The following is a 25,841-nucleotide window of genomic DNA, read 5'->3' as shown; positions in this document are numbered from 1 at the left end:
GAAAACGGGGCGGCACTGGACCGCCCCGTCTGCAATTTTACAGTTCGGTCTCAGACCGACATGCAGATGTATTTCATTTCGAGAAAGTCCTCGATGCCGTGATGGCTGCCCTCGCGGCCCAGCCCCGACTGCTTGACGCCGCCAAAGGGCGCGACCTCGGTGCTGATGATGCCGGTATTGACCCCGACGATGCCATATTCCAGCGCTTCGGCCACCTTGTAGACGCGGGAAAGATCCTTGGCATAGAAATAGGCCGCCAGACCAAAGATCGTGTCATTGGCCATGGCGATGACCTCGTCCACGTCGTCGAACTTGAACAGCGGTGCCAGCGGGCCGAAGGTCTCTTCCTTGGCCACGGCCATATCCTGGGTGACGCCGGTGACGACCGTGGGCTGAAAGAAGGTGCCGCCCAGTTCATGCGCCTGGCCGCCGGTCAGCACCTCGCCGCCCTTGGCGGTCACGTCGCCCAGATGTTCCAGCACCTTTTCCACGGCTTCGGCGTTGATCAGCGGGCCGGTGGTGGTGCCTTCGTTCAGGCCATCGCCGACATTCAGGTTCTCGACCGCGACTTTCAGCTTGGCGGCAAAGGCGTCATAGACCCCGGCCTGCACATAGATGCGGTTGGCGCAGACACAGGTCTGGCCGTTGTTGCGGAACTTGCACATCATCGCGCCTTCGACGGCCGCGTCCAGATCGGCGTCGTCAAAGACGATGAACGGCGCGTTGCCGCCCAGCTCCATCGAGCATTTCATCACCTGATCCGCGGCCTGTTTCAGCAGGATGCGGCCGACTTCGGTGGACCCGGTAAAGGTCAGCTTGCGCACCGCCGGATTCTCGCAGAATTCCTTGCCCACGGAACTGGCCGAGGACGAGGTGACGATGTTGAACACACCCGCCGGGATGCCGGCGCGCTCGGCCAGAACCCCCATCACCAGCGCCGACAGCGGCGTTTCCATCGCCGGCCGGCCGACAAAGGCACAACCAGCCGCCAGCGCCGGCGCGGCCTTGCGGGTGATCATCGCGTTGGGGAAATTCCAGGGCGTGATCGAGGCTGCGACCCCAATGGGCTGCTTCAGCACCGTGATGCGCTTGTCGCGCTGGTGGCCGGGAATGGTTTCGCCATAGACCCGCTTGGCCTCTTCACCAAAGAATTCGATGAAGGACGCGCCATAGGCGACCTCGCCGACGGCTTCGGCCAGCGGCTTGCCCTGTTCGGCGGTCAGGATCCGGCCCAGGTCCTGGGCGTTCTCCATCATCAGGTCAAAAAACTTGCGCAGCAGGCCGGCGCGTTCCTTGCCGGTCATGGCCGCCCATTCCTTTTGCGCGGCTTCGGCCTGCGCGATGGCCTCGGCGACCTGCTCGCGGCTCAGGTCGGCAACCTCGGCGATAACATCGCCACGGGCCGGATTGGTCACCGCGAATGTGCCGTTGTCGCCGTCGATCCATTGGCCGCCGACATAGGCTTTGGTGGCCAGCAGGTCGGGATCGTTCAAAAGCGATTTCAGGTCCGTTGTTGCATCCAGCATGAGTCGTGTCTCCCAGAAAAAACTCTTGGCGCAGCCAAACCAGTTGGGGCTAGATTTGTCTAGGGCCACATGCGGGGTGCGAATGGATTTGGACGATGCCTATGCCAACGCGGCACATATTCCTGGCGGTCCGGATTTTCCGGCGCTTTGGGACATGCAGGCGCAGGCATTTCGCGACGTTCTGGGGCCATGGGTCCGGCTGGGCCAGCCCTATGGGGCCGGTGCGCGCCAGGTCTATGATCTGTTCCTGCCACAGGGTCGGCCCCGGGGCACCGTGATCTTTGTCCATGGCGGCTATTGGCGCATGTTCGATCGCAGCATCTGGTCGCATCTGGCCGCCGGGCCGCTGGCGCGGGGCTGGGCGGTGGCGATGCCCGGCTATGATCTCTGCCCGCAGGTCTCGATCGCGCAGATCACCCGCCAGATCGCGGCGGCGGTGCAGGTGATCGCCGGTCACACCCGGGGTCCGATTTCAATCACTGGCCATTCCGCCGGCGGGCATCTGGCGGCGCGGATGCTGGCCCCCGGGCTGCTGCCCGAACCGGTTGCCGCCCGGCTGGCGACGGTGGCACCAATATCGCCCCTGTCCGATCTGCGGCCGCTGTTGCGCACATCGATGAATGCGGATTTCCGGATGACATTGCAGGATGCCGAGGCCGAAAGCCCGCTTTTCATGCAGGACCGCCACGATGCAACGGTCACGGTCTGGGTGGGCGCAGAGGAACGCCCGGCCTTTCTGGATCAGGCGCGATGGTTGTCAGAGTGCTGGGCGGTTGAGCAGATGATCGTACCCGATCGACACCATTTCGACGTGATCGATTTGCTGACGGATGCGAAAAGCGACCTGGTGCGTCGTTTGACGGCTTGATCTGCGCGGCGTTTGCCGCCAAACCGAGCCCAGCCTTGGCGATGGCGTCGCCGCGGGGCGATTCCTGTACCACGTCCTGAACGCCGGGACCTTTCTGAAAAGGAGGGTCAATCATGACCTCACGTCCTGACATGTATCGTTTTCACAACGGCACCAAGGCGCCGCTGCCCTTTGCCGTGGCGGAATACGAGGCGCGCATCGCCGAGCTGCGCGAGCGCATGGAGGCCGCCGGCGCCAATGCCGCCGTCTTCACCTCGATGCACAATATCGCCTATTATTCCGGGTTTGTGTACTGTTCCTTTGGCCGCCCCTATGGGCTGGTCGTGACTGAAACCGATTGCGTGACGATCAGCGCGGGCATTGACGCGGGCCAGCCCTGGCGCCGCTGCTATTGCGACAACATCACCTATACCGACTGGCAGCGCGACAATTTCTGGCGCGCGGTGGCCTCGGTTGCCGGCACCGGCAAGATCGTTGGCTATGAGGGCGATCACCTGACGCTGATGCAGCGCGACAAGCTCGAGGATTTCCTGCAGCCCCTGACCATGGTCGATCTGTTCGAAACCACCATGCGCCAGCGGATGCACAAATCCGAGGCCGAGATCGCATTGATCCGACAGGGCGCGCAGGTGGCGGATGTGGGGGGCTATGCCATCCGCGACGCGGTCAGGGCCGGCGCGCGCGAGATCGACGTGGCGATGGCCGGGCGCGATGCCATGGAGGCCGAGATCGCCAAACGCTTTCCCGACGCCGAGTATCGCGATACCTGGGTCTGGTTCCAGTCCGGCATCAACACCGACGGGGCGCACAACCCGGTGACGGCGCGGGTTCTGGAACGCGGAGACATCCTGTCACTGAACACCTTTCCGATGATTTCGGGCTATTACACGGCGCTGGAACGCACGATGTTCGTGCAAGAGGTCGATGCCGACAGCCTGAAAATCTGGCAGGCCAATGTCGCCGCTCATGAATACGGCATGTCGCTGTTGCAGCCGGGTGCCAGCTGTGCCGAGGTGACGCACAAGATCAACGCGTTCTTCGCCGAGCGCGACCTGCTGCAATACCGCACCTTTGGCTATGGCCATTCCTTTGGCGTGCTCAGCCATTTCTATGGGCGCGAGGCGGGGCTGGAACTGCGCGAGGATATCGACACGGTGCTGGAACCGGGCATGGTGATCAGCATGGAGCCGATGCTGACCATCCCGCAGGGCCAGCCCGGCGCGGGCGGGTATCGCGAACACGATATTCTGGTCATCACCGAGGACGGCAACGAGAATATCACCGGCTATCCCTATGGGCCGGATTTCAACGTGGTGGGCTGACCCCGCAGCCGTGCCGCGCCTGTCTAGGTGCCGGACGGCGCGGCGATCACGTTGTCGATCAGGCGCACCCCGTCCAGCCAGGCTGCGACCAGTATGCGGCCGCTGCCGCCGGGTTCGGTGATCGGTTGCAGGTCGTCCTCGCGGCAGAATTCCAGATAGTCGATGGGTCCGAAACCGGCCGCTGTCAGCCGCTGGCGCACCGTGTCCAGCGCCGGGCCGGGGGCCTCGCCGCTGGCGATCCCGTCGGCGGCTTCGGCCAGGGCGGCGCGCATCGCCGGAGCATTCCGACGCGCCGCCGGACCCAGGCGCAGATTGCGCGACGACATCGCCAACCCGTCCGTCTCGCGCACGGTGGGACAGCCGATGATTTCGGTCGCGATATCCAGATCGGTGACCAGCCGCCGCACCACTTGCAACTGCTGAAAATCCTTTTCACCGAAAAACGCCAGATCTGCATCGGTTTGCAGCAGCAGTTTCGTCACCACCGTCGCCACGCCGTCGAAATGGCCGGGCCGCGTGGCCCCGCACAGCCGGTCGGTCAGGCCCGAGACGGTGATCGCCGTGGCAAACCCCTGTGGATAGATCTGGTCGACATCGGGAATATAGAGAACATCGACGTCAAACGGCGCAAGCTGTTCGGCATCCGAATCCTCGGTGCGCGGGTACTTTTCCAGATCCTCGGCATTGTTGAACTGGGTCGGGTTCACGAACAGCGTCACGATCACCCGGTCGGCGCGGGCGCTGGCGGCGGTGACCAGGCTCAGATGTCCCTCGTGCAGCGCCCCCATGGTCGGCACGACGCCGATCGAGGCACCTTCTGCCCGCCATTTCCGGGTAAGGGCGCGCAGGTCGGATTTCTGGCGGACGATTTTCATGTCGGGTCCGTTTCGTTGCTGAATACATGTTCGGCGGCGGGAAAGCTGCGGCTGCGCACCTCGTCAGCATAGGTGCGAATGGCCTCTGCCGCATCCCCTGCCAGATGCGCATAGCGTTTGACGAATTTCGGCTTGAACGCGTCGAACAGGCCCAGCATGTCGTCGATCACCAGGATCTGCCCGTCGCAGCCCGCCGAAGCGCCGATGCCGACGGTCGGGATGTCGATATCGGCGGTGATCTGATCGGCCAGATCGGCGGGCACTTTTTCCAGCACGACGGAAAAGGCGCCGGCCCCGGCGACCGCGCGGGCATCCGCCAGCACCTGTGCGCCGGCGCTGCCCTTGCCTTGCACGCGATAGCCGCCCAGCGTGTTGAACGCCTGTGGCGTCAGTCCGACATGGGCCATCACCGGAATGCCGCGCTGGACCAGGTGTCGGATAGTGTCGGCCATGTGCTGTCCGCCCTCCAGCTTGACCGCGCCGGCGCCGGTTTCGGCCATCACGCGGGCGGCATTGCGAAACGCCTGTTCCGGGCTTTCCTCGTAGCTGCCGAACGGCATGTCCACCACCATCATCGCCCGGCTCAATCCCCGGGCCACGGCCTGACCGTGCAGGATCATCATCTCCAGCGTCACCGGCAGGGTCGAGTCAAACCCGTGCAGCACCATGCCGACACTGTCGCCGACCAGCACCAGATCGCATTCCTGATCCGCGAGTTGCGCCACCGGCGTCGTATAGGCGGTCAGGCAGACCAGCGGAGTGGCCCCTTTGCGGGCGCGGATGTCAGCAGCATCCAGGGCCTTTTTCGGTGATGTTTGGCTCATGGTGTGCCTCTTGCTTGACGCAGCGTAAATGCGGCGTGAATCCAGTACGGCGAAGCGGTTGCGAATGCAACAGCCGCGCGGGTGCGTTGCGCGGTCATTCCGCGCACCGGCGACGTCAGAAATCCAACCCCAGATCGAGGGTTCTGGCGGAATGGGTCAGCGCCCCGGACGAGATATAGTCGACCCCGGTCGCGGCCACCTCGGCGATGCGTTCCAGTTTCATGTTGCCCGACGCCTCCAGCACGGCGCGGCGGTCGGCCAGCGCCACCGCCTCGGCCAGGGTCGGGGTCTCCATGTTGTCCAGCAAAACCACATCGGCGCCGCCTTCGTCCAGTGCCTCGGCCAGTTGCTCCAGGGTATCGACCTCGATCTCGACCCGGACCATGTGCGAGGCCCCGGCCCTGACCGCCTGCAACACCGGGCGGATGCCGCCGGCGGCGGCGATGTGGTTGTCCTTGATCAGGATCGCGTCCGACAGGGAAAAGCGGTGATTGAACCCGCCGCCATGCAGAACCGCCTGTTTCTCGACCAGCCGCAGGCCCGGCGTGGTCTTGCGGGTGCAGGTGATGCGGGTGCTGGTGCCCCGGGTTTCGGCGACGAACCGGCCGGTCAGGCTGGCGACGCCGCTGAGTCGCCCGGCAAAGTTCAGCGCCACCCGTTCGGCCGACAGGATCGCGGCGGCATCGCCGTCGATCTGCATCAGCACGTCCCCCGCCGCGACGCGGCTGCCATCGGGCGTCAGCACCCGCACGGTCAGGCCCGGATCGACCAGGCGAAACGCAATGGCCGCGATCTGCATGCCCGAGACGATGCCATCCTCGCGCGCCCGCAGGCGGGCGCTGCAGGTGGTGCCGGCGGGGATCACGGTGCGGGTCGTGAGGTCGCCAAAGGTTCCAAGATCCTCCATCAGCGCGGCGCGCACCAGGGGTTCGAATATCAGGTCGGGCATCGGGGCGGTCATGTCGTCTCCGGTTCATGGCGGGCACGCAGCGCCAGCGCTTCGGTCAGTGTCAGCCGGCTGCGCTGGCCGGTGGTGCCAGCGGGTTCGGGGAAATCGGCGCGGTAATGCCCGCCCCGGCTTTCCTCGCGTTTCAGGGCGGCGGCGGCGATCAGCGTGGCGGCGGCCGTCATGTTGGCCAGTTGCGCGCAATCGGGCTGTGCCGCCTCGATGGCGGCGATCTCGGCCAGCGCGCCCTTTAATCCGTCGGCGGTGCGGATGACACCGACCCGGTCGGTCATCGTGCGGCGCAGACGGGGGACAAGCGACGGATCGAGTGGCTGACCGGCGGCCAGGGGGGGCAGGGCGACCGGCGCGCAGTCCGCCGCGGCATCGGCAGGCAGGGCGGCGTCGATGTCGCGGGCGCATCGGCTGGCATAGACCAGCGCTTCGAGCAGCCCGTTCGAGGCCAGCCGGTTGGCCCCGTGCAGGCCGGTCGAGGCGGCTTCGCCGCAGACCCAGAGATTGCCCAGAGAGGCTCGGCCGGATGAATCGGTGGCAATGCCGCCCATCTGTGAATGCGCGGCGGCGGCCACCGGGATCGGGTCGCGCACCGGGTCGATGCCAGCGGCATGGCAGGCCTTTGCCACGGTGGGAAACTGCGTGAGAATGCGGTCGCCGATCGCGGCGCGGGTGTCCAGCATCGGCCGCAGACCGGCCTGGGTCTGGGCATAGATCGCGCGGGCGACGATATCGCGCGGGGCCAGTTCCGCATCGGGATGGATCGCCGGCAAGAACCGCTCGCCGTGCCGGTTGATCAGCTGCGCACCTTCGCCGCGCAGCGCCTCGGTGGCCAGCGGCGCCGGATCCGTGCCGCTGTCAATGGCCGTCGGGTGAAATTGCACGAACTCGGCGTCGGCGATCACCGCGCCGGCGCGGGCGGCCATGCCGATGACCTGGCCGCGGATGCGCGGGGGATTGGTGGTCAGGGCATAAAGCCCGCCCGAGCCGCCGCCCGCCAGCAGATAGGCCGCGCCCCGCAACAGACAGCTTTGCGAGCCCCGCACGCCGGACAGTTGCAGGTCGATGCCGCTGACCCGCCCGGCCCGGGTATGCAGCCCTGTGGCCACCACCCCTTCCAGCACCTGGATCGACGGAGTCTCGCGGGTGCGGGCGATCAGCGCCTGCATGATTTCCGCTCCGGCCTGGTCGCCCTGCACCCGAACGACACGGGCAAAGCTGTGCGCGGCCTCGCGAGACAGGACATAGGCGCCGTCCGCACGCCGGTCGAACGGCGTGCCCAGCTTGGTCAGGTCCAGAATATGCGCCCGCGCTTCCGCCGCGACTGCGGCGGCGACCTCTGGATCGGTGGTGCCGGCCCCGGCCCGCACCGTGTCGGCGGCATGGGCGGCGGCGCAGTCGGCCAGATCCATCGCCGCGGCGACACCGCCCTGGGCCCAGGCCGAACTGGCACCCTGGCCCAGCGGGTCGGGCGAGATCACCAGAACGGGGCGCGGCGCCAGGTGCAGGGCGGCATACAGGGCCCCCAGACCGGCGCCCACAATGACCACCCGACCGGTGGAAAGCGCGTGCATCGCGGTGTCAGACCGCGAGGCGGCGCGACAGATCGATCATCCGCTCAACCGCGACCCGGGCCTGATCGGCCACGGTCGGTTCGACCTCGACCGCGCCGGTCATGCTATGCAGCGACCACAGCACTTTTTCCAACGTGATCTTTTTCATGTAGGGACACATGTTACAGGGCCCCAGGAACTCGACCCCGGGCAGTTGATCCGAGATGTTGGAAGCCATCGAGCATTCGGTGACCAGCATCGCCTGCTCCGGCTGTTCGCGGGTCACATAATCGATGATGCCGCTGGTCGAGCCCGAAAAATCGGCTTCGGCCACCACGGCGGGCGTGCATTCCGGATGCGCGATGATCCTTGTGCCGGGATTCTCGTCGCGAAACCCGCGCAGATCCTCGGGCGTGTATTGCTCGTGCACAATGCACGAGCCCTCCCACCAGACCACGCGCTTTTCGGGCACCTGCTTGGCGACGTTCTGTGCCAAATACTGGTCCGGTGTCATGATCACCGTGTCGCTGTCCATCGCGGCGACGATCTGGGCGGCATTGGACGAGGTGCAACAGATGTCCGAAGCGGCCTTTACCGCGGCGGTGGTGTTGACATAGGTGACCACCGGCGCGCCGGGATATTGCCTGCGCATCTTGTCGATGTCTGCGGCGGTGACCGATTCGGCCAGCGAACAGCCGGCCTCCATGTCGGGGATCAGAACCGTCTTGGACGGGTTCAGTATCTTGGATGTCTCGGCCATGAAATGCACGCCGCACTGGACGATGACATCGGCCTCGACCTCGGTGGCCTTGACGGCCAGCTGCAGGCTGTCGCCGACGAAATCGGCAATGCCGTGATAGATTTGCGGCGTCATGTAGTTATGCGCCAGAATCACGGCATTGCGCTGTTTCTTAAGGCGGTTGATCGCCGCGACATAGGGCGCATGGATTGCCCAGTCGGGCGGCGAGACGACGCGTTCCATCCGGGCATAGATGTCGCGCATCTCCTCGGCCAGCTCGGGCGAGGGGGCGAGATCGTAATGCGAGGACAGTTCGTCGCGTAGGGCCATCTGGTCAAGCAAAGGTCCGGAACCTCGATCTTGGTACGGTGGACGCCGGGCCGGGTAGGCCGATCCGCGCGCCGCGCCGGCACGAGCGCGGCGCGCGGGCTGTTTAGTCGCTGCGCCCCCGGGCGGCAAGTGGAACGGCTGCCAAAGTGCGCAACCGCCGCAAGCCCGCCGGCCCCGCTGCCGCGGCATGCAAGGGGGCTGCGGACCGGAAATGCCGCTTGCACGTTCGGTTTGCGCGGTGTTTCTGCCCTTGGCGGCCGGCGCGGCGGGGCGCGCAGGCACGGGTCGGGGCATATTGACGCTACGGCACCTTTTCTGCCCCTGCAGGCGGCTTCGCCCTTGAGCCGCCCGCCCGTCCTGTGCTTTAGGCAGCGGAATCGTACGGCATCGACCGCGTGCAGCCGCGCACCGGGACAGGCAAAGGATATATCATGCGCAAGATCGTGGCCGGAAAGCTGCACGGCCTTTATGTCACCGACGCGAATATCGACTATCACGGGTCCGTCACGCTGGACCCCGCGCATTGCGAAGCGGCGGGGATTCTGCCGATGGAATTCGTCGAAATCTGGAACAAGAATTCCGGTGCCCGCATCACCACCTATGTCATCTTTGGCGAACGCGGTTCGGGCTGCTGCGTGTTGAACGGGGCGGCGGCGCGCACCTGCCAGCCGGGCGACTAGGTGATCATCTGCAATTCCATCTATGCCGAGGAACAGGACCTGACGCGGATCCGGCCGACGATCCTGACCTTTGACCGGGACAACCGGGTGCAGGACGTGATGACCTATGTCGTCGGGCGTGGTTCGGACGGGCGCTATTCCTTTGCCATCGAACAGGAAACGGCCGCGCCGCGGGACTTGGCTGCCGGCTGATACGGCGGCTGCGGCGGCGCGATCCGGTCAGGCGCCGATCTTGTCATGGTCGGTCAGGCATTCGGCATGGTCGCGCAGCACCTCCAGCACCCGGCAATCGGCGACCGTGCCGCCGGCACATTGCGTTATCATGCGGCGCAACTCGCCGCGCAGGGCCTCAAGCCGGGCAATGCGCGCATCGACATGGCGCAATTGCCGCCGGGCGATGGAATCCGCGTCCGAACAGGGCTGGTCGGGATGGTCCGAAAGGGCCAGCAACTCGCGAATCGCGTCCAGAGAAAAGCCCAGTTGCCGCGCATGACGGACAAAAGCCAGCCGGTCCAGATCGGCCGAGCCATAGCGCCTCTGCCCGCCCGCTGTGCGCCCGGGTTCGGGCAGCAGGCCGATCTGTTCGTAATACCGGATGGTCTGCACCTTGGTGCCGGTTCGTTTGGCCATCGTCCCGATGCTCAGCATGATGCTCCTTTCCGTAAAACCTATGGCAAATGTAGGGTTTACCCGGCGGCACCGCAACAAATCGGATCGCCGGAAAGGCCGATTCTCTGGCCGAACGGCCAACCTCCGCCAATTCGGGCTTGAAGCTCTAGGGGCTGCAGCTTTTATGTTGGCAACAGCGGATATCGCCGCCGGACCAGATCATCAGGCCCAACCTTTGCACCGGGGAAACGGATGACAGAACAGAGCGTAAAACGGCGTGAATGGCGCGTTACCGGCATGGATTGCGGGTCATGCGCGGCCAAGGTGCGGGCGGCGGTTACCGATCTGCCTGGGGTTGCTGATGTCGAAATCGCCCTGATGGCGGAACGCCTGCATCTGACGCTGGACCCGGACCGGACGACGCCGGCACAGGTGGAAAGGGCCGTGCGCGCGCTGGGCTTTGGGATCGGACCCGAGACCGAGCCGGCGCAGCCTGCAGCACATGGCTTTGTACTGCCGAACGCGGTGGCCGCCGCTGCAGCGACCGCGCCCCAGCCGGCCCCGCCGCAGCGAACTCCGCCCTGGTATCGCACCGGCAAGGGAAAATTACTGATTCTGACCGGTGCCATGCTGGCGGTGGCCTGGGCGGTTCGGCTGATCGTCGGCAGTGCCGTGGCCGATCTGGTCTTTGTCGCCGCGACGCTGATCGCGGTCGCGCCGGTGGCCCGGCGGGCCATCGCAACCGCGCGGGCCGGGATGCCCTTTACCATTGAAATGCTGATGACCATTGCTGCGCTGGGTGCTCTGTTCATCGGCGCGGCCGAAGAGGCGGCCCTGGTGGTGTTCCTGTTCGCGGTCGGTGAAAGGCTGGAAAGCCTGGCCGCGGGCAAGGCCCGCGACGGTATCCGCGCCCTTGCAGATCTGGTGCCGCGATCCGCGCGCCTGGTTGTCGGCGACGAAATACGCGCCGTCGACGCCGCCGATCTGACCATCGGCCAGGTGGTACAGGTGCGCCCCGGCGACCGGGTCCCGGCGGATGGCGTTGTTGTCGTTGGGCTGTCCGAAGTCGATGAAAGCCCGGTAACGGGTGAAAGCGTGCCCAGCCTGAAACGCTCCGGCAGCACGGTCTATGCCGGATCCATCAACGCCCAGGCTGAGCTGCGGCTGCGGGTGACGCGGGCGGCGGCGGACAACACGATCGCGCGGATCGTCCGGCTGGTCGAAGAGGCCGAAACCGCCCGGGCACCCACGGAACGGTTCATCGACCGGTTCAGCCGCCACTATATGCCGGCGGTGGTGACCTTGGCCCTGCTGGTCGCTGTCGGGCCGCCGCTGCTGGCCGACGCCGCCTGGCAGGTCTGGATCTATCGCGGCCTCGCATTGTTGCTGATCGGCTGTCCCTGCGCGCTGGTCATCTCGGTTCCGGCGTCGATCGCTTCGGCCCTGTCCGCCGGCGCACGGCAGGGGGTGCTGATGAAGGGCGGTGCGGTGATCGAGACCGCCGCAGCCATCGACTGCGTCGCCTTTGACAAGACAGGCACCCTGACCCAGGGGCGTCCCGATGTCCTGGATATCGTGGCCATCGACGGCCGGTCGACCACGGTCCTTGCGACTGCGGCGGCGGTCGAAACAGGCTCCAGTCACCCGCTGGCGCAGGCGATCCTGCGCCGGGCCGCTGCCGAAGGCGTGGTGCCGCCGCCGTCCAGCGCTGCCGTCGCGACGCCGGGTTTGGGCGCCAGCGCGGTTCTGAACGGCATCAGATGGACGGTCGGCGCGCCCCGCCTTGCCGAGGCGGCGGGTGTGCTGAGCGATTGCGCCCGAAGCCGGGCCGCACAGCTGCAGGCGCAGGGAAAAACGGTGGTAGCGGTGTTCGCGCCGGATCGCCTGCTGGGGCTGATCGCGCTGCGCGACGAGCCGCGCCCCGAGGCCGCCGAGGCGGTTTCGCGGCTGGCGGCGATGGGCGTTCAGTCGGTCATGCTGACCGGTGACAATGCCAGCACGGCGGCGGCTGTCGCCGGACAGATCGGGCTGGATCACCGCGCCGACCTGTTGCCCGAGGACAAGGTGGCCGAGATCCGCGATTTGGCCCGGCTGTCCCGGGTGATGATGGTGGGGGACGGTATCAACGATGCGCCGGCGCTGGCGGCGGCCCAGGTCGGTGTGGCCATGGGCTCGGGCACGGACGTGGCGCTGGAAACCGCCGACGGCGCGCTGCTGCGCAACCGGGTCACCGATGTGGTCGCACTGCTGCGCCTGGCCCGGGCCACGATGTCGAATATCCGCCAGAATGTGGCCATTGCGCTGGGTTTGAAATTGGTCTTTCTGGTGACCACGGTGCTGGGCGTCACTGGCCTTTGGATCGCGGTTCTGGCCGATACCGGCGCGACGGTTCTGGTCACCCTGAACGCGCTGCGATTGTTGGGATTTCGCGACAGGATTTCCGCCACAACAAATCTGCGGCCCGCCGCGACGGCCGCGACTTCCGAACCTCTGACCTGAGCTTTTGCGAAAAGGATACCAGTATGACCCACATGCCAACCGACCGCCGCACACTGATTGCGGGCGCTGCCGCGCTGACGCTGACCTCTGCCCTGCCGGTAGCGGCGGTGCCCGCCCGACCGGCGATTCACGTTCTGAAGGATCCGAATTGCGGGTGTTGCACTGCCTGGGTCGAGATCCTGCAGGCCCAAGGGTTTGAGGTGACCACCGAAAACAGCCTGGGCACCGCCTTGACACGCTTCAAGATCGAGCAGGGCATTCCGCAACGGATGATGTCCTGCCACACCGGGCAGATCGCCGGTTACGTGATCGAGGGGCATGTGCCCGCCGCCGATATCCGCCGCCTGTTGGACGAACAGCCCGATGCCGTCGGGCTGGCGGTGCCGGGCATGCCCTATGGCTCGCCCGGCATGGGGCCGGAAAGCGCGCGCGAGGCGTATCAGGTGTTCCTGATCCGCCGGGATGGCACGACGGCGGTCTATGCCAGCTATGCCGCCGGTCCCGAGGCCTGAAGGCAGCGCCGGGTCCACCCGGCGCCTTTGGGCCTAGCCGGCAATCATCTCGGACTGGCGCACAATGACCTCGGCCTGCTTGATCGAGGCGATATCGACCAGCCGCCCCTTGTAGACGGTGGCGCCTTCGCCATTGGCCTTGGCCTGTTCCATCGCCGCCAGGATTTCGCGGGCCTCGGCGACGGCTTCTTCGGAGGGGGTGAACACCTCGTTGGCCAGGGCGATCTGCTTGGGGTGGATCGCCCATTTTCCGACCATGCCCAGCGTCGCCGAACGCCGCGCCTGGGCGCGAAAGCCGTCATCGTCGCTGAAATCGCCGAACGGGCCATCCACCGGCAACAGGCCGTGCGTGCGGCAGGCGGCGACAATGGCGGCCTGGGCCCAGTGCCAGGGGTCGGACCAGTGCTTTTCGCCTTCGCGCAGCATGTAATAGTTTTCCTGCGTGCCGCCGATCCCGGTGGTCTGCATGCCCATCGACGCGGCAAAGTCGGCGGCGCCCAGGCTCATGGCAACCAGGCGGGGCGAGGCGGCGGCGATGTCCTCGACATGGGCGATGCCCGCCGCGCTTTCGATGATCACCTCGAAGTCGATCTTCTTGCTGCGCCCCTTGGCGGCCTCGATGGCGGTGACCAGCGCGTCGACCGCATAGAGATCGCCGGCGCAACCGACCTTGGGAATCATGATCTGGTCCAGCCGGTCACCGGCCTGTTCCAGCAGATCGACCACGTCGCGATACCACCACGGTNTGGCGGCCTCGATGGCGGTGACCAGCGCGTCGACCGCATAGAGATCGCCGGCGCAACCGACCTTGGGAATCATGATCTGGTCCAGCCGGTCACCGGCCTGTTCCAGCAGATCGACCACGTCGCGATACCACCACGGTGTGTCCAGCCCGTTGATCCGCACCGACAGGGTCTTGTTGCCCCAGTCCACGTCGGAAATCGCGGCGATGATATTGGCGCGCGCGCTGTCCTTGTCGCTGGGCGCGACCGAATCCTCGAGATCCAGGTTGATCACGTCGGCAGCACTGGCCGCCATCTTTTCGAACAGGGCGGGGCGCGATCCGGGGCCGAACAACTGGCAGCGGTTCGGGCGGGAGGGGGCGGCAGGCTGTAGGCGAAAGCTCATGGTGGGCCTCTCGGGTAAGGAAGTTGCGATTTTGCTGCGTCAGGGGGTATTAAATTGCGCGGTGTCGCGCAAGCGTATTGTGCAGGTGCAGAAATATCGCGCTTCTGCGGCAGGGGCGAACTGCTATTTCTTGCGCACATAATGAAGCTTCTGCAAGAAACACTCGAAATATTCATAAAACTTCGAATATTCTTGTGCAATTCGTCCCATTTGACGTGCAATACGCGAAACGCTCTTGCACCCACGGCCCTATTGTGCGGCCGAACGCACCGGGTTCTGGACCCGGGCCGACAGCACAGGAGAGTGGCGCCATGATCGAGACCCCGTATCTGTTGTTTCTGGGCGATGCCCCGGATGCGCTGGCCGCCAAGGTCGCGCAGGGGATCAAGGACTGGCGTCCAGAGAACGCCGTCGGGCAATTCCGGCTGCCCGGTTGCGGCGCCGATCTGGGGTTGGTGGACATGACCCTTGCCCAGGCCCGCGCGGCGGGCGCCAAGACGCTGGTGATCGGCGTGGCCAATCGCGGCGGTGTGATCAGCCAGGCCTGGAAGGATGTTCTGGTGGCCGCACTGGAAATGGGGTTCGACCTGGCCTCGGGGCTGCACAACCTGTTGCGCGACGAGGGCGATCTGGTCGCCGCCGCCCAGACCCATGGCGGCACGCTGCATGACGTGCGGGTGCCGACGGTGGGCTATCCGATCGCAACCGGCGTCAAGCGCCGCGGCAAGCGGGTGCTGGCGGTGGGAACGGATTGTTCGGTCGGCAAGATGTACACGGCGCTGGCGCTGGATGCTTCGATGCGGCAACGCGGCATGAAAAGCACCTTTCGCGCTACCGGCCAGACCGGCATTCTGATCACCGGGCACGGGGTGCCGCTGGATGCGGTCATCGCCGATTTCATGGCCGGGTCGGTCGAGTACCTGACGCCGGACAATGACGACGATCACTGGGACATCATCGAAGGGCAGGGCAGTCTGTTCCACGTCTCGTATTCCGGTGTGACGCTGGCGCTGATCCATGGCGGCCAGCCGGATGCGCTGATCCTCAGTCACGAGCCGACGCGCCCGCATATGCGCGGCCTGCCGGGTTATGATTTGCCGACACTTGAAACCCTGCGCGACACTGCCCTGCCGCTGGCGCGGGTGTCCAACCCGGCCTGTCAGGTGGTTGGCATTTCGGTCAATACCCAGCATATGTCCGAGGATGCGGCGCTGTCCTATCTGCAAGCCGTCGAGGCCCGCATGGGCTTGCCGGCGCTGGACCCGTTCCGCCAGGGGGCGGATCGGCTGGCCGAGGCCTTGCAGGCGCTGTGACAAGCGGTTGCTCCGGATCATCGGACGTGGCCGGGCGGCGCAGAAGGGAAAGGCGAGCGAGATGATCAGGGTGCAACGCGACGTGTTCCGGCTGGCGCAGGTCTTTACCATTTCGCGGGGCTCGCGCAGCGAGGCGCAGGTGCTGACCGTGACCGTCGAGCAGGGCGATCATCACGGTCGCGGCGAATGCGTGCCCTACGCCCGCTATGGCGAGACCCCGGACAGCGTGACGGCGCAGATCGAGGCGCTGCCCGCCGACATCTCGCGGGACGAACTGGCCGCGGCCCTGCCGGCCGGGGCCGCACGCAACGCGGTCGATTGCGCCCTTTGGGATCTCGCGGCCAAGCGGGCCGGCAAGCGGGTCTGGCAACTGGCCGGGCTGGCTGCGCCGGGGCCGGAGCTGACGGCCTATACCCTGTCGCTGGACAGCCCTGCGGCAATGCGCGCGCAGGCAGCGGGCCATGCGCACCGGCCGCTGCTCAAGATCAAGCTGGGCACGCCCGATGACATGCCGCGGCTGGAGGCGGTGCGCCAGGGCGCGCCGCGCGCCCGGATCATCGTCGATGCCAACGAGGGCTGGAGCGCGGAAATCTATGCCGATCTGGCGCCGCATCTGCAGCGGCTGGGTGTTGCGCTGGTGGAACAGCCCCTGCCGGCCGGGGCGGATGATGCGCTGCTGGGCCTGCCGCGCCCGGTGCCGGTCTGTGCCGACGAAAGCTGTCACGACTGCGCCAGCCTGCCCGGGCTGAAGGGCAAGTATGACGTGGTCAACATCAAGCTGGACAAGACCGGCGGGCTGACCGAGGCGCTGGTTCTGCGCCAGGCGGCGCGCGAGCAGGGCTATGGCGTGATGGTCGGCTGCATGGTCGGCTCGTCGCTGGCGATGGCGCCGGCGGTGCTGGTGGCGCAGGGCGCGATGATCACGGATCTTGACGGCCCGCTCTTGTTGGCCGAAGACCGTGACAATCCTTTGACATTCGACGAAAAGGGTGTGCACCCGCCTGATGCGGCACTCTGGGGATAGGAGAGATATATGCGAACCGTTTACGTGAACGGCGATTACCTGCCGGAAAACGAGGCCCGGATCTCGATCTTTGACCGCGGTTTCCTGATGGCGGACGGGGTCTATGAGGTGACCAGCGTGCTGGATGGCAAACTGATCGATTTCGACGGCCATGCGGTGCGGCTGCAGCGATCACTGGACGAACTGGAGATGGCCAGCCCGGTCAGCAAGGACGAATTGCTGGCGATCCATCGCGAACTGATTGCGCGCAACGGCATCGATCAGGGCATGGTCTATCTGCAGATCACCCGCGGTGCGCCGGCGGATCGCGATTTCGCCTATCCCGACCCGGATGAGACCACGCCGACCCTGGTGCTGTTCACCCAGAACAAGCCGGGGCTGGCCGACAGTCCGGTGGCGCAAAAGGGTCTGTCGGTGATCAGCATCGACGACATTCGCTGGGGGCGGCGCGATATCAAGACGGTGCAGTTGCTCTATCCGAGCATGGGCAAGATGCTGGCCAAAAAGGCCGGCGCCGACGATGCCTGGATGGTGCAGGACGGCTATGTGACCGAAGGCACCAGCAACAACGCCTATATCGTCAAGGACGGCAAGATCATCACCCGCGAACGGTCCCAGGACATTCTGCACGGGATCACCCGCGCCGCCGTGCTGCGGTTTGCGCAAGAAGCGCAGATGGTGGTCGAGGAACGCAATTTCACCATCGACGAGGCCAAGGCGGCGGACGAGGCCTTTGTCACCTCGGCCAGCACCTTTGTCATGCCGGTCGTCGAGATCGACGGCACAAAGCTGGGCGACGGCACGCCGGGCCGGGTGGCGTCGCGGCTGCGGGAAATCTATCTCGAGGAAAGCCGCAAGGCGGCGATCTGATCGCCAGGAGGCCGGATCGGAGCAGCGAGGCGCCGGGTCCGGCAGGCCGGCCCGGCGCAGGGCAGCCCGGGGCGGGCCGGCGGTGCCCGGAACCGCCGCCGTGGCGGGGTGCGACCATGCGGCGGCGCGGCGCGCGGGCCCCTATGGCTTGCACCTTGCGTCAAACTTTGCCATTGCCGGGGCCACGCATTTTCCAGCGCAAGGGCCTGTCGCATGAAATTCACGCTTTCCTGGTTGAAAGACCATCTGGACACGCAAGCCAGCCTTGACGAGATACTCGATGCCCTGACCGATCTGGGGCTTGAGGTCGAGGGCGTCACCAACCCGGCGGCCCGGTTGGCGGACTTTACCATCGGCAAGGTGCTGCAGGCCGAAAAGCACCCCGAAGCGGACCGACTGAAGGTCTGCAAGGTGGCCACCGACGAGGGCGAATTGCAGATCATTTGCGGCGCCCCGAACGCGCGCGAGGGCATCACCGTGGTGGTGGCCAAGCCCGGCGTTTACGTGCCCGGCATCGACATCACCATCGGCGTCGGCAAGATCCGCGGCATCGAGAGCTTTGGCATGATGGCCAGTGAACGCGAGATGGAACTGTCCGACGAGCATGACGGCATCATCGAACTGCCCAGCGGCGAGATCGGCGACCGGTTCATCGACTGGCTGGCGGAAAACGACCCGGCCAAGGTCGATCCGGTCATCGAGATTGCGATCACCCCGAACCGCCCGGATGCGCTGGGCGTGCAGGGCATCGCACGCGATCTGGCGGCGCGCGGGCTCGGCACGCTGAAAGAGCACGGCTTTGCCCCGGTCCCTGGTGATTTTCCCTGCCCGATCCCGGTCAGCATCGACGAGGACACGCGCGACGGTTGCCCGCTATTCGCGGGCCGGGTGATCCGCGGGGTCCGGAACGGGCATTCGCCGCAATGGCTGCAGGATCAGTTGCGGGCCATCGGCCTGCGGCCGATTTCGGCGCTGGTCGATATCACCAACTATTTCACCTATGACCGCAACCGGCCGCTGCACGTTTTTGATGCGGCCAAGGTCGCCGGCGGGCTGCGGGTGCACCGCGCCGCGGGCGGTGAACGATTGGTGGCGCTGGACGAAAAGGAATACGTGCTGGACGCCGGCATGATGGTCATCTCGGATGACAACGGGCCGGAAAGCATCGCGGGCATCATGGGCGGCGCCCCAACAGGGGTGACCGGCGACACTGTAGATGTGTTCCTGGAAAGTGCTTACTGGGATCATGTGCAGATTGCCCTGGCCGGGCGGGCGCTGAAGATCAATTCCGACGCGCGTTATCGATTTGAACGCGGGGTCGATCCGAAATTCACGCTGGAAGGTCTGGAACTGGCGACGCAGATGATTCTGGATCTGTGCGGCGGCGAGCCTTCGAACGTGGTCATCGCCGGCGCGATGCCGGATCATGACCGCGCCTATCGGCTGAACGCGGCCCGGGTGCAGAGCCTGGTGGGCATGGAGATCGCCGAAAGCCAGCAGCGCCAGACGCTGACCCGGCTGGGGTTTCGGCTGGAGGGCGACATGGCCCATGTGCCCAGCTGGCGCCCGGACGTGCAGGGCGAGGCCGATCTGGTCGAGGAAGTGGCCCGCGTGGCGTCCCTGACCCGACTCGAAGGCCGGCCGCTGCCACGCCTGACGCCGGGGGTGCCGCGCCCGGTGATGACCCCGGTCCAGCGCCGCCAGCGGGCGGCCCGCCGCACCTGCGCGGCCCTGGGCTATGACGAATGTGTCACCTATTCCTTTATCGATCAGGCCAGCGCCGCGCTGTTCGGTGGCGGCGATGACGCGACAATGCTGGAAAACCCGATCAGTTCCGAGATGAGCCACATGCGCCCGGCGCTGCTGCCCGGGCTGTTGCAGGCCGCGGCGCGCAATCAGGCGCGCGGTTTCATGGATCTGGCGCTGTTCGAGGTCGGTCCGGCCTTTCACGGCGGCGAACCGGAAGAACAGCATGCGCTGGTCTCGGGCCTGCTGGTCGGGCGCACCGGCCCCAAGGATGTGCATGGCGCGTCGCGTCCGGTGGATGTCTATGACGTCAAGGCCGATGCCGAGGCGGTGCTGGCGGCGATCGGCGCCCCGGCCAAGGTGCAGATCCTGCGCGGGGCGCGCGAATGGTGGCATCCGGGCCGGCATGGCCGAATCTGTCTGGGACCGAAAAAGGTGCTGGGCATCTTTGGCGAGCTGCATCCACGGGTGCTGGCGGCGATGAACGTCAAAGGACCCGCGATGGCCTTTTCGATCTGGCCTGACGAAGTGCCCCTGCCGCGCAAGAAGGGTGCCACCCGCGCAGCGCTGGAACTGCGCGATCTGCAGGCGGTCGAGCGCGACTTTGCCTTTGTCGTGGATGCCGATGTCGACGCACTGTCCCTGATCAACGCCGCCGCCGGCGCCGACAAGACGTTGATCGAAGACGTGCGGGTCTTTGACGAATTCATCGGCGGCAATCTGGGCGAGGGCAAGAAATCTCTGGCGGTCACAGTCCGCCTGCAGCCCGTCGACAAGACGCTGAAGGATGCCGAGATCGAGGCGGTCAGCGCGCGGATCGTCGAAAAGGTGACTAAGGCAACCGGCGGCGTGCTGCGGGGATAACGGAACGGTGACGCCGATCATTCGCCGCGCCCGCGTCTCGGATGCGGCGGATTTGGCTCGTTGCATAGAGGCCGCCTATGCGGCGGCCCGGGATAGCGGCGTGTCCTTGCCCCCGGTGGCGCAGGGGGTGGAAGAAGACATTCGACAACATCTGGTCTGGGTGGCTGTTGACGGACCCATTTGTGGCGGGATTGTCCTGTCGGTTACTGGCGAGGCCGCGCATATGATCAACATCGCCGTGGAACCGCGCTGCGCCGGGTGCGGAGTCGGTCGGCGTCTGATCGAGACCGCCCTGGCCGAGGCCCGCCAGCGCAACGCCGTCAGGATCGACCTGGCGACCCACGTGGACATGCCGGAAAATGTCAGCCTGTATCGTCATCTCGGCTGGCGGGAAACCGGGCGAACGGACCGCAAGGTCACGATGTCGCGCCGGCTGGATTGACATCACGGTCGCCTAGGGGTTCCGGAATTTGCCCGAGATCGTGATCATGCCCTTATTGTCCCAGAGCGACAGATCACCGGTGCTGCGCAGATCACCCCCGATGGACCAGCCGGGTTCCTTGTTGATGATGTCGCGATACCAGGGCGCCATGTCCTTTCGCCAGATCGGAATGTCTTTCTTGTCCTCGGGTACATAGTCCTTCGGCTGCAGGCTGATCGCCTTGCTGGTCTTGTCCGTCTCCTTCTTGCAGACCTTGAACAGCTGTTTCAGTTTCTTGTTCCGCGCGGCGGCCCGCTTTTGCGCCTTTTCCAGCGGTTTCTTGGTTTTGTTGGCCAGTTTCTTGATCTCTCCGGCGACCTTTTTCTTGGCTTCGCCGATCTGCTTCTTGGTCTCGTTGTCGGGTCCTGGCATCGTGCGGCCCTCCATGGGGATGCCATTGTGCTAGCGCGCAAGCGCCTCACGTTTCGCGGTTATTCGGATTGCCGGAATGCCAGACCTGCGATAGGTCAATATGGAACCGGGACAGGAGGTGGCCAGTGACGCTCAGAGTATATCTCTCCGGAGAGATTCACACCGATTGGCGCGAACAGATCAAAAGCGCAGCGGCGGATCTGGATGTATCCTTCAGCGCCCCGGTCACAGATCATGGCGCCAGCGACGATTGTGGCGTGGCAATCCTGGGGGGCGAACCGGACAAGTACTGGCATGACCACAAGGGCGCGATGGTAAACGCCATCCGCACCCGCAAGGGGATTGCAGATGCCGATGTCGTCGTGGTGCGCTTCGGGGACAAGTACAAGCAATGGAATGCCGCCTTTGATGCCGGGTATGCCGCGGCGCTTGGCAAGTCCATCATCGTGCTGAACCCGCCCGAACATCAGCATGCGCTGAAAGAAGTGCACGCCGCGGCCCTGGCGGTAGCCGAACAGCCGCGCCAGGTGGTCGAAATCCTGCGCTATGTGCTGGACGGGGTGTTGCCGGGCTAGGCGTGGCGATCCGTCCTGCAGGCCTCCATTCCGGTCCCCTCCGGGGGAGGCAGGGTGGATCTTTCACCTGAACTCCGGTTCCCGGACCGGGCATCCCGGTTCCTGGGTACCAGGCATGCGTTGTCGGGTCTTGCGGGCAAGTCAGGGGAAAACGGACATGATCAGGGAATTCAGGGATTTCATCCCACGGGCAATGTCATGGACATGGCCATCGGCATCATCATCGGCGATGCCTTTACCGCGATCGTCGGATCACGGGTTGCCGATCTGATCAATCCGATTGTCAGCCTGTTCCTGGGCGGCGTTGATTTCGCCGGCCGATACGACCTGTTGGGCCAGGGCGAATTCGGTTCGATCAGTACGGCCGGAGAGGCCGGTGCCGTAGTTTCGCCTGGGGCGGGTTGGTCATGGCGGCGACAAATCTCCTGATCATCGCCATTGTCGTCTGTGTCCTGGTCAAGATTGTCAATCGGGCCAGGGGTGTGGCTCTGAGGCCTCAGCCCGCGACGTCCCCGGAACCGGCAGGCTCCCTGGAACTGGACTTGCTGGTCGAAATCCGCGACGCACTCAAAAAGCAACCCAACCACTCACGCGACCTAAAAGGGCTTGCTTCCGGCAGGCCCTTTTTCTTAACAGGCCGGGACGTTTTCGATTGACCGATATATGAGGTGAACAGATGCAGGAAATGCCACAATTGCAGCAATTGCTGGATCAGTTGGGGGACTATACCCCATTGATCATAAACGGTGCCAAGGCGCTGGTGGTTCTGATCCTTGGCTGGATGGCCGCCGGGATCCTGTCGCGTTTCGTGCGGCGCCGGGTCAACGCCCATCCCGAGATCGACCAGACATTGGGCAGTTTCGCCGCCAGCATCGTGCGCTGGGTGATCCTGCTGATGGTGCTGGTCGCGGTTCTGGGCCTGTTCGGCATCCAGGCCACCAGCCTGGTCGCGATGCTGGGGGCCGCGACGCTGGCCATCGGCCTGGCGCTGCAGGGCACGCTCAGCGATCTGGCCGCCGGGTTCATGCTGATCCTGTTCCGGCCGTTCAAGCTGGGCCAGTTTGTCGATATCGGCGGCACCTCGGGCACGGTTGTCGACCTGAACCTGTTCTTCACCGAATTGTCGACGCCGGACAATGTGCAGATCATCGTGCCCAACGGTCAGGCCTGGGGGGCGATCATTCGCAATTTCTCGCATCACGACACCCGCCGGGTCGATCTGGTGTTTGGCATCGACTATGGCGACGATGCCGATGCGGCGATGCGGATCATCCGCGATCTGGCCGCCGCCGACAGCCGGGTGTTGGCCGATCCGGAGCCCTGGGTCCGGGTGACCAATCTGGGCGACAGCTCGGTCGATCTGACCGCCCGGCTGTGGTGCCAGGCCAGCGATTTCTGGGAACTGAAATTCCACATGACCAAGGCGGTCAAAGAGGCGTTCGACGCGGCGGGCATTTCCATCCCCTATCCGCATTCGGTCGAAATTCAGAAAGCCGGGTAACACGCGGCAATGGGCCGGGCCTGACCATGCGTCGGCCCGGCCCGTTTATGTTTCATCCGTTGACCAGGTCGGCGGCGGACACCACGTCCAGCCCCAGGGCCTCGCCCACGGCGGCATAGGTCAGTTTCCCGTCATGCACGTTCAGACCCGCCAGCAGGTGCGGATCATCCGCGCAGGCCTGTTTCCAGCCCTTGTTGGCCAGCGCCAGCATGAACGGCAGAGTGGCGTTGCCCAGCGCGATGGTCGAGGTCCGCGCCACCGCGCCCGGCATGTTGGCCACGCAGTAATGCATTACCCCGTCCACCTCATAGATCGGATCGCCATGGGTGGTGGCGCGCGAAGTCTCGAAACAGCCGCCCTGGTCGATGGCGACATCCACCAGAACCGCGCCGGGTTTCATGTCCGACAATTGCGCCTTGGTCACCAGTTTTGGCGCGGCGGCACCGGGGATCAGCACCGCGCCGATGACCATATCCGCCAGCGGCAGCAATTCCGCCATCAGGCCGGCCGTGGAATAGCCGGTGTTGAAGACACTGCCGAACACGTCGTCCAGATAGCGCAGGCGCGGCAGCGACCGGTCCAGAACGGTGACATCCGCGCCCATCCCGGCGGCAATGCGCGCCGCATGGGTGCCGACGACGCCGCCGCCGATGACGATGACCCGCGCCGGGCCGACACCGGGCACGCCGCCCATCAGCACACCGCGCCCGCCATTTGCCTTTTGCAGCGTCCAGGCACCAACCTGCGGCGCCAGGCGACCGGCTACCTCGGACATCGGCGCCAGCAGCGGCAGACCGCCACTGCGGTCGGTCACGGTTTCATAGGCGATGGCCGTGCAGCCGCTGTCCAGCAGGTCGCGGGTCTGATCCGGATCCGGCGCCAGATGCAGATAGGTGAACAGCAACTGGCCCCGGCGCAGCATCTTGCGCTCGGGCGCCTGGGGTTCCTTGACCTTGACGATCATGTCGGCGACGGCAAAGACCTCTTCGGCGCTGCCGATGATGGTCGCGCCGACCGCCTCATAGGCGGCATCGTCAAAGCCCGACCCCAGGCCGGCCTTGGTTTCGATCATCACCTCGTGGCCGTTCTCGACCGCTTCGCGGGCCGCGTTCGGCGTGATCCCGACGCGAAATTCCTGTGGTTTTATCTCTTTCGGGCACCCGATTTTCATGTGAACTCCTCCCATTTGCGTGATGGGACCGTGATAGCGCAAACTGGGCGCAATAAGTGTGCAACTTTCCCTCGCAATCAGGGGGGACCTGCGAATATACTTCGAAGAGTTCTGAAAACAGCGCTAAAGTTTTGCGTATATGGTCCTGGATCCAATTGATCGTAAGATTCTGTCTGCGCTGCAGGTTACCGGGCGCATGTCCAATGCGGACCTGTCGGACAAAGTGAACCTGTCGCCTTCGGCCTGTCATCGCCGGGTGCAGCGGCTGGAGGCCGAGGGGTATATCCGCGACTATGTCGCCCTGCTGGACGCCCGCAAGCTGGGCGTCGCGACGACGGTTTTCGTAGAGATCACGCTGCAGGGGCAGGCCGACGAGGTGCTGGACGCGTTCGAAAAGGCGGTGTCGCGGATTCCCGACGTTCTGGAATGCCACCTGATGGCCGGCACCGCGGATTACATCCTGAAGGTGGTTGCCGAGAACACCGACGATTTCGCCCGCATCCACCGACAATACCTGGCGCGGCTGCCCGGTGTGGCGCAGATGCAGAGCAGCTTTGCGCTGCGCACCGTGTTCAAGACCACGGCGCTGCCGGTTCAGCGCTGATCCGGCCCCGGTTTGGCGCCGGATCGGGGCGTTTGTGGTGACGGATCAGGCCAGGGCCAGCCAGTCATCAGGCGTCAGGGTGTTCAGCGTGAACGTCTCCCATTCGCTGACGTCCTCGCCGTCAAAGGCGCGCACTTGCAGCGTGCTGGAGCCGGGCTTGAGGTCAAAACCGACCCGCACCTTGTCCAGATCGGCGGCGGCAACCCGCACCGGCGAACTGGCGTCGATCTTGCCCTCGCCGCGAAAGCGGAAATTGTCACGCCCGACCGTGTCCAGCAGTTCGTACCAGACCGGGCTGTCGCCATCGGCATCCGTGAATGTCAGCTCTTTCTTCAGCTTGACCGACCGGGCGCCGGGATAGCGCGCGACGTTGATGTCATCGACCTCGACCACCGGCGGTGTATTGGCGGTGGGGGCGTTCTGCTGGTCCAGTTGCAGCGGGGCGCTGGTGCGGGCAAAGTTCTGCGTGATCATGACCGCATCCCAGCCCTTGTAGTCGCCATATTCGACGCCAATACCGATCACCTCGTATTCCGGGCGCAGGATGTTGGCCCGGTGTCCGGGGCTGTTCATCAGCGCATTGTGCAGGCTGATCACGTCATCCGCCAGCCCGGTCGCGCCGCGCTCGGATTGCCAGGCGATATTCTCGCCCCAGCCCCAGCTGCCGGAAAACACGAAATCGGCGTCGCGCATCCGGTCGCCGGCATTGGTGCCGTTGATGCCGGTATGCGAAAAGATGTCGGTGCTCAGCATCCAGCTGCTGTGATCCTCGCTGGACTCGTTCAGACGCAGATCCAGCTTGAGCGGCTGCAGCCCGTGGGCCGTGCGCTCGCCGTTGATCAGATCCAGCATCTGCCATTCCAGTTCGTTTGCCTGTGACATTCGGTGCTCCTGTGT

At 65.3% G+C, this 25,841-nt stretch carries 26 protein-coding genes; 15 read left to right on the top strand and 11 right to left on the bottom strand.

Annotated features, from left to right (window positions below):
• Positions 1 to 50: 50 nt before the first annotated feature.
• Positions 51 to 1,526 carry an NAD-dependent succinate-semialdehyde dehydrogenase gene (locus tag ACFMPD_RS01705; protein ID WP_380991051.1) on the bottom strand — a complete coding sequence of 492 codons (1,476 nt, stop codon included), beginning with the start codon at positions 1,524 to 1,526 and terminating at the stop codon, positions 51 to 53.
• 82 nt (positions 1,527 to 1,608) lie between these two features.
• Here ACFMPD_RS01705 and ACFMPD_RS01700 point away from each other — a divergent pair, with 82 nt between their 5' ends.
• Positions 1,609 to 2,394 (top strand): alpha/beta hydrolase, encoded by a 786-nt coding sequence (locus tag ACFMPD_RS01700; protein WP_380991049.1) that lies wholly within the window; start codon positions 1,609 to 1,611, stop codon positions 2,392 to 2,394.
• 113 nt (positions 2,395 to 2,507) lie between these two features.
• Positions 2,508 to 3,716 (top strand): aminopeptidase P family protein, encoded by a 1,209-nt coding sequence (locus tag ACFMPD_RS01695; protein WP_380991046.1) that lies wholly within the window; start codon positions 2,508 to 2,510, stop codon positions 3,714 to 3,716.
• Between the two features lie 23 nt (positions 3,717 to 3,739).
• On the opposite strand, the gene panC is transcribed toward ACFMPD_RS01695, so the two are convergent.
• The 5 genes from panC to nadA form a co-directional block, all read right to left on the bottom strand.
• Positions 3,740 to 4,591: a pantoate--beta-alanine ligase gene (gene panC, locus ACFMPD_RS01690; protein WP_380991044.1), complete on the bottom strand. Its 852-nt coding sequence runs from the start codon at positions 4,589 to 4,591 to the stop codon at positions 3,740 to 3,742.
• On the bottom strand, positions 4,588 to 5,415 hold the full coding sequence (gene panB / locus ACFMPD_RS01685) for a 3-methyl-2-oxobutanoate hydroxymethyltransferase (protein WP_380991042.1): 828 nt from the start codon (positions 5,413 to 5,415) through the stop codon (positions 4,588 to 4,590). The genes panC and panB overlap by 4 nt, the downstream gene beginning before the upstream one ends.
• 115 nt (positions 5,416 to 5,530) lie before the next feature.
• Positions 5,531 to 6,376 carry a carboxylating nicotinate-nucleotide diphosphorylase gene (nadC, locus tag ACFMPD_RS01680; RefSeq protein ID WP_380991039.1) on the bottom strand — a complete coding sequence of 282 codons (846 nt, stop codon included), beginning with the start codon at positions 6,374 to 6,376 and terminating at the stop codon, positions 5,531 to 5,533.
• Positions 6,373 to 7,947, bottom strand: a complete 1,575-nt coding sequence (locus ACFMPD_RS01675; RefSeq protein WP_380991036.1) for an L-aspartate oxidase — start codon at positions 7,945 to 7,947, stop codon at positions 6,373 to 6,375. Before ACFMPD_RS01675 ends, nadC begins: the two co-directional genes overlap by 4 nt.
• A 7-nt stretch (positions 7,948 to 7,954) precedes the next feature.
• Positions 7,955 to 8,995 carry a quinolinate synthase NadA gene (nadA, locus tag ACFMPD_RS01670; protein WP_380991033.1) on the bottom strand — a complete coding sequence of 347 codons (1,041 nt, stop codon included), beginning with the start codon at positions 8,993 to 8,995 and terminating at the stop codon, positions 7,955 to 7,957.
• A 431-nt stretch (positions 8,996 to 9,426) separates the two neighbouring features.
• Between nadA and ACFMPD_RS01665 the strand changes: the two genes are divergently transcribed.
• Both ACFMPD_RS01665 and ACFMPD_RS01660 read left to right on the top strand, forming a co-directional pair.
• A complete protein-coding gene (locus tag ACFMPD_RS01665) occupies positions 9,427 to 9,675 on the top strand; it encodes an aspartate 1-decarboxylase (protein WP_380991030.1) in 249 nt (82 codons plus the stop codon).
• The gene (locus ACFMPD_RS01660) at positions 9,676 to 9,867 is read left to right on the top strand and encodes a hypothetical protein (RefSeq protein WP_380991027.1); all 192 of its coding nucleotides are present in this window, start codon (positions 9,676 to 9,678) and stop codon (positions 9,865 to 9,867) included.
• 27 nt (positions 9,868 to 9,894) lie between these two features.
• On the opposite strand, the gene ACFMPD_RS01655 is transcribed toward ACFMPD_RS01660, so the two are convergent.
• Positions 9,895 to 10,323, bottom strand: coding sequence for a MerR family transcriptional regulator (locus ACFMPD_RS01655; protein ID WP_380991024.1), 429 nt, complete (start codon positions 10,321 to 10,323; stop codon positions 9,895 to 9,897).
• Between the two features lie 213 nt (positions 10,324 to 10,536).
• Here ACFMPD_RS01655 and ACFMPD_RS01650 point away from each other — a divergent pair, with 213 nt between their 5' ends.
• Both ACFMPD_RS01650 and ACFMPD_RS01645 read left to right on the top strand, forming a co-directional pair.
• Positions 10,537 to 12,783 carry a heavy metal translocating P-type ATPase gene (locus ACFMPD_RS01650; RefSeq protein WP_380991021.1) on the top strand — a complete coding sequence of 749 codons (2,247 nt, stop codon included), beginning with the start codon at positions 10,537 to 10,539 and terminating at the stop codon, positions 12,781 to 12,783.
• Between the two features lie 32 nt (positions 12,784 to 12,815).
• Entirely contained in the window at positions 12,816 to 13,295 is a 480-nt protein-coding gene (locus ACFMPD_RS01645) for a DUF411 domain-containing protein (RefSeq protein WP_380991091.1), read from the top strand.
• Between the two features lie 33 nt (positions 13,296 to 13,328).
• On the opposite strand, the gene ACFMPD_RS01640 is transcribed toward ACFMPD_RS01645, so the two are convergent.
• Positions 13,329 to 14,423, bottom strand: coding sequence for an HpcH/HpaI aldolase/citrate lyase family protein (locus tag ACFMPD_RS01640; protein WP_380991017.1), 1,095 nt, complete (start codon positions 14,421 to 14,423; stop codon positions 13,329 to 13,331).
• A 311-nt stretch (positions 14,424 to 14,734) separates the two neighbouring features.
• Here ACFMPD_RS01640 and dgcN point away from each other — a divergent pair, with 311 nt between their 5' ends.
• From dgcN to ACFMPD_RS01615, 5 genes are all read left to right on the top strand, one after another.
• The gene (dgcN, locus tag ACFMPD_RS01635) at positions 14,735 to 15,736 is read left to right on the top strand and encodes an N-acetyltransferase DgcN (RefSeq protein WP_380991014.1); all 1,002 of its coding nucleotides are present in this window, start codon (positions 14,735 to 14,737) and stop codon (positions 15,734 to 15,736) included.
• 61 nt (positions 15,737 to 15,797) lie between these two features.
• Positions 15,798 to 16,760: an N-acetyl-D-Glu racemase DgcA gene (gene dgcA / locus ACFMPD_RS01630; protein ID WP_380991011.1), complete on the top strand. Its 963-nt coding sequence runs from the start codon at positions 15,798 to 15,800 to the stop codon at positions 16,758 to 16,760.
• 9 nt (positions 16,761 to 16,769) lie between these two features.
• The gene (locus ACFMPD_RS01625; RefSeq protein WP_380991008.1) at positions 16,770 to 17,630 is read left to right on the top strand and encodes a D-amino-acid transaminase; all 861 of its coding nucleotides are present in this window, start codon (positions 16,770 to 16,772) and stop codon (positions 17,628 to 17,630) included.
• Positions 17,631 to 17,843: 213 nt separating this feature from the next.
• The gene (pheT, locus tag ACFMPD_RS01620; protein ID WP_380991005.1) at positions 17,844 to 20,240 is read left to right on the top strand and encodes a phenylalanine--tRNA ligase subunit beta; all 2,397 of its coding nucleotides are present in this window, start codon (positions 17,844 to 17,846) and stop codon (positions 20,238 to 20,240) included.
• Between the two features lie 7 nt (positions 20,241 to 20,247).
• Positions 20,248 to 20,682, top strand: coding sequence for a GNAT family N-acetyltransferase (locus tag ACFMPD_RS01615; RefSeq protein WP_380991003.1), 435 nt, complete (start codon positions 20,248 to 20,250; stop codon positions 20,680 to 20,682).
• Positions 20,683 to 20,694: 12 nt separating this feature from the next.
• Here ACFMPD_RS01615 and ACFMPD_RS01610 read toward each other — a convergent pair whose 3' ends face one another.
• Positions 20,695 to 21,093 carry a hypothetical protein gene (locus ACFMPD_RS01610; RefSeq protein ID WP_380991000.1) on the bottom strand — a complete coding sequence of 133 codons (399 nt, stop codon included), beginning with the start codon at positions 21,091 to 21,093 and terminating at the stop codon, positions 20,695 to 20,697.
• A gap of 125 nt (positions 21,094 to 21,218) precedes the next feature.
• Here ACFMPD_RS01610 and ACFMPD_RS01605 point away from each other — a divergent pair, with 125 nt between their 5' ends.
• From ACFMPD_RS01605 to ACFMPD_RS01595, 3 genes are all read left to right on the top strand, one after another.
• Positions 21,219 to 21,668 (top strand): YtoQ family protein, encoded by a 450-nt coding sequence (locus ACFMPD_RS01605; protein ID WP_380990998.1) that lies wholly within the window; start codon positions 21,219 to 21,221, stop codon positions 21,666 to 21,668.
• Between the two features lie 204 nt (positions 21,669 to 21,872).
• Positions 21,873 to 22,097, top strand: coding sequence for an MscL family protein (locus tag ACFMPD_RS01600; RefSeq protein ID WP_380990995.1), 225 nt, complete (start codon positions 21,873 to 21,875; stop codon positions 22,095 to 22,097).
• Between the two features lie 247 nt (positions 22,098 to 22,344).
• Positions 22,345 to 23,169 (top strand): mechanosensitive ion channel family protein, encoded by an 825-nt coding sequence (locus ACFMPD_RS01595; protein ID WP_380990993.1) that lies wholly within the window; start codon positions 22,345 to 22,347, stop codon positions 23,167 to 23,169.
• 52 nt (positions 23,170 to 23,221) lie between these two features.
• Here the strand turns inward: ACFMPD_RS01595 and ald are convergent, their stop codons facing one another.
• A complete protein-coding gene (ald, locus tag ACFMPD_RS01590; RefSeq protein WP_380990990.1) occupies positions 23,222 to 24,340 on the bottom strand; it encodes an alanine dehydrogenase in 1,119 nt (372 codons plus the stop codon).
• 139 nt (positions 24,341 to 24,479) lie between these two features.
• On the opposite strand from ald, the gene ACFMPD_RS01585 reads away from it, so the two are divergent.
• Positions 24,480 to 24,944: an Lrp/AsnC family transcriptional regulator gene (locus ACFMPD_RS01585; RefSeq protein WP_380990987.1), complete on the top strand. Its 465-nt coding sequence runs from the start codon at positions 24,480 to 24,482 to the stop codon at positions 24,942 to 24,944.
• Between the two features lie 45 nt (positions 24,945 to 24,989).
• On the opposite strand, the gene ACFMPD_RS01580 is transcribed toward ACFMPD_RS01585, so the two are convergent.
• On the bottom strand, positions 24,990 to 25,826 hold the full coding sequence (locus tag ACFMPD_RS01580) for a CAP domain-containing protein (protein ID WP_380990984.1): 837 nt from the start codon (positions 25,824 to 25,826) through the stop codon (positions 24,990 to 24,992).
• Positions 25,827 to 25,841 lie beyond the last annotated feature (15 nt).

Origin of the sequence: Sedimentitalea sediminis, from assembly GCF_042687825.1 — a bacterium.
GTDB lineage: Bacteria > Pseudomonadota > Alphaproteobacteria > Rhodobacterales > Rhodobacteraceae > Sedimentitalea.
The sequence above is the reverse complement of the archived record's forward strand: the minus strand, read 5'-3'. Positions and strand labels throughout refer to the sequence as shown.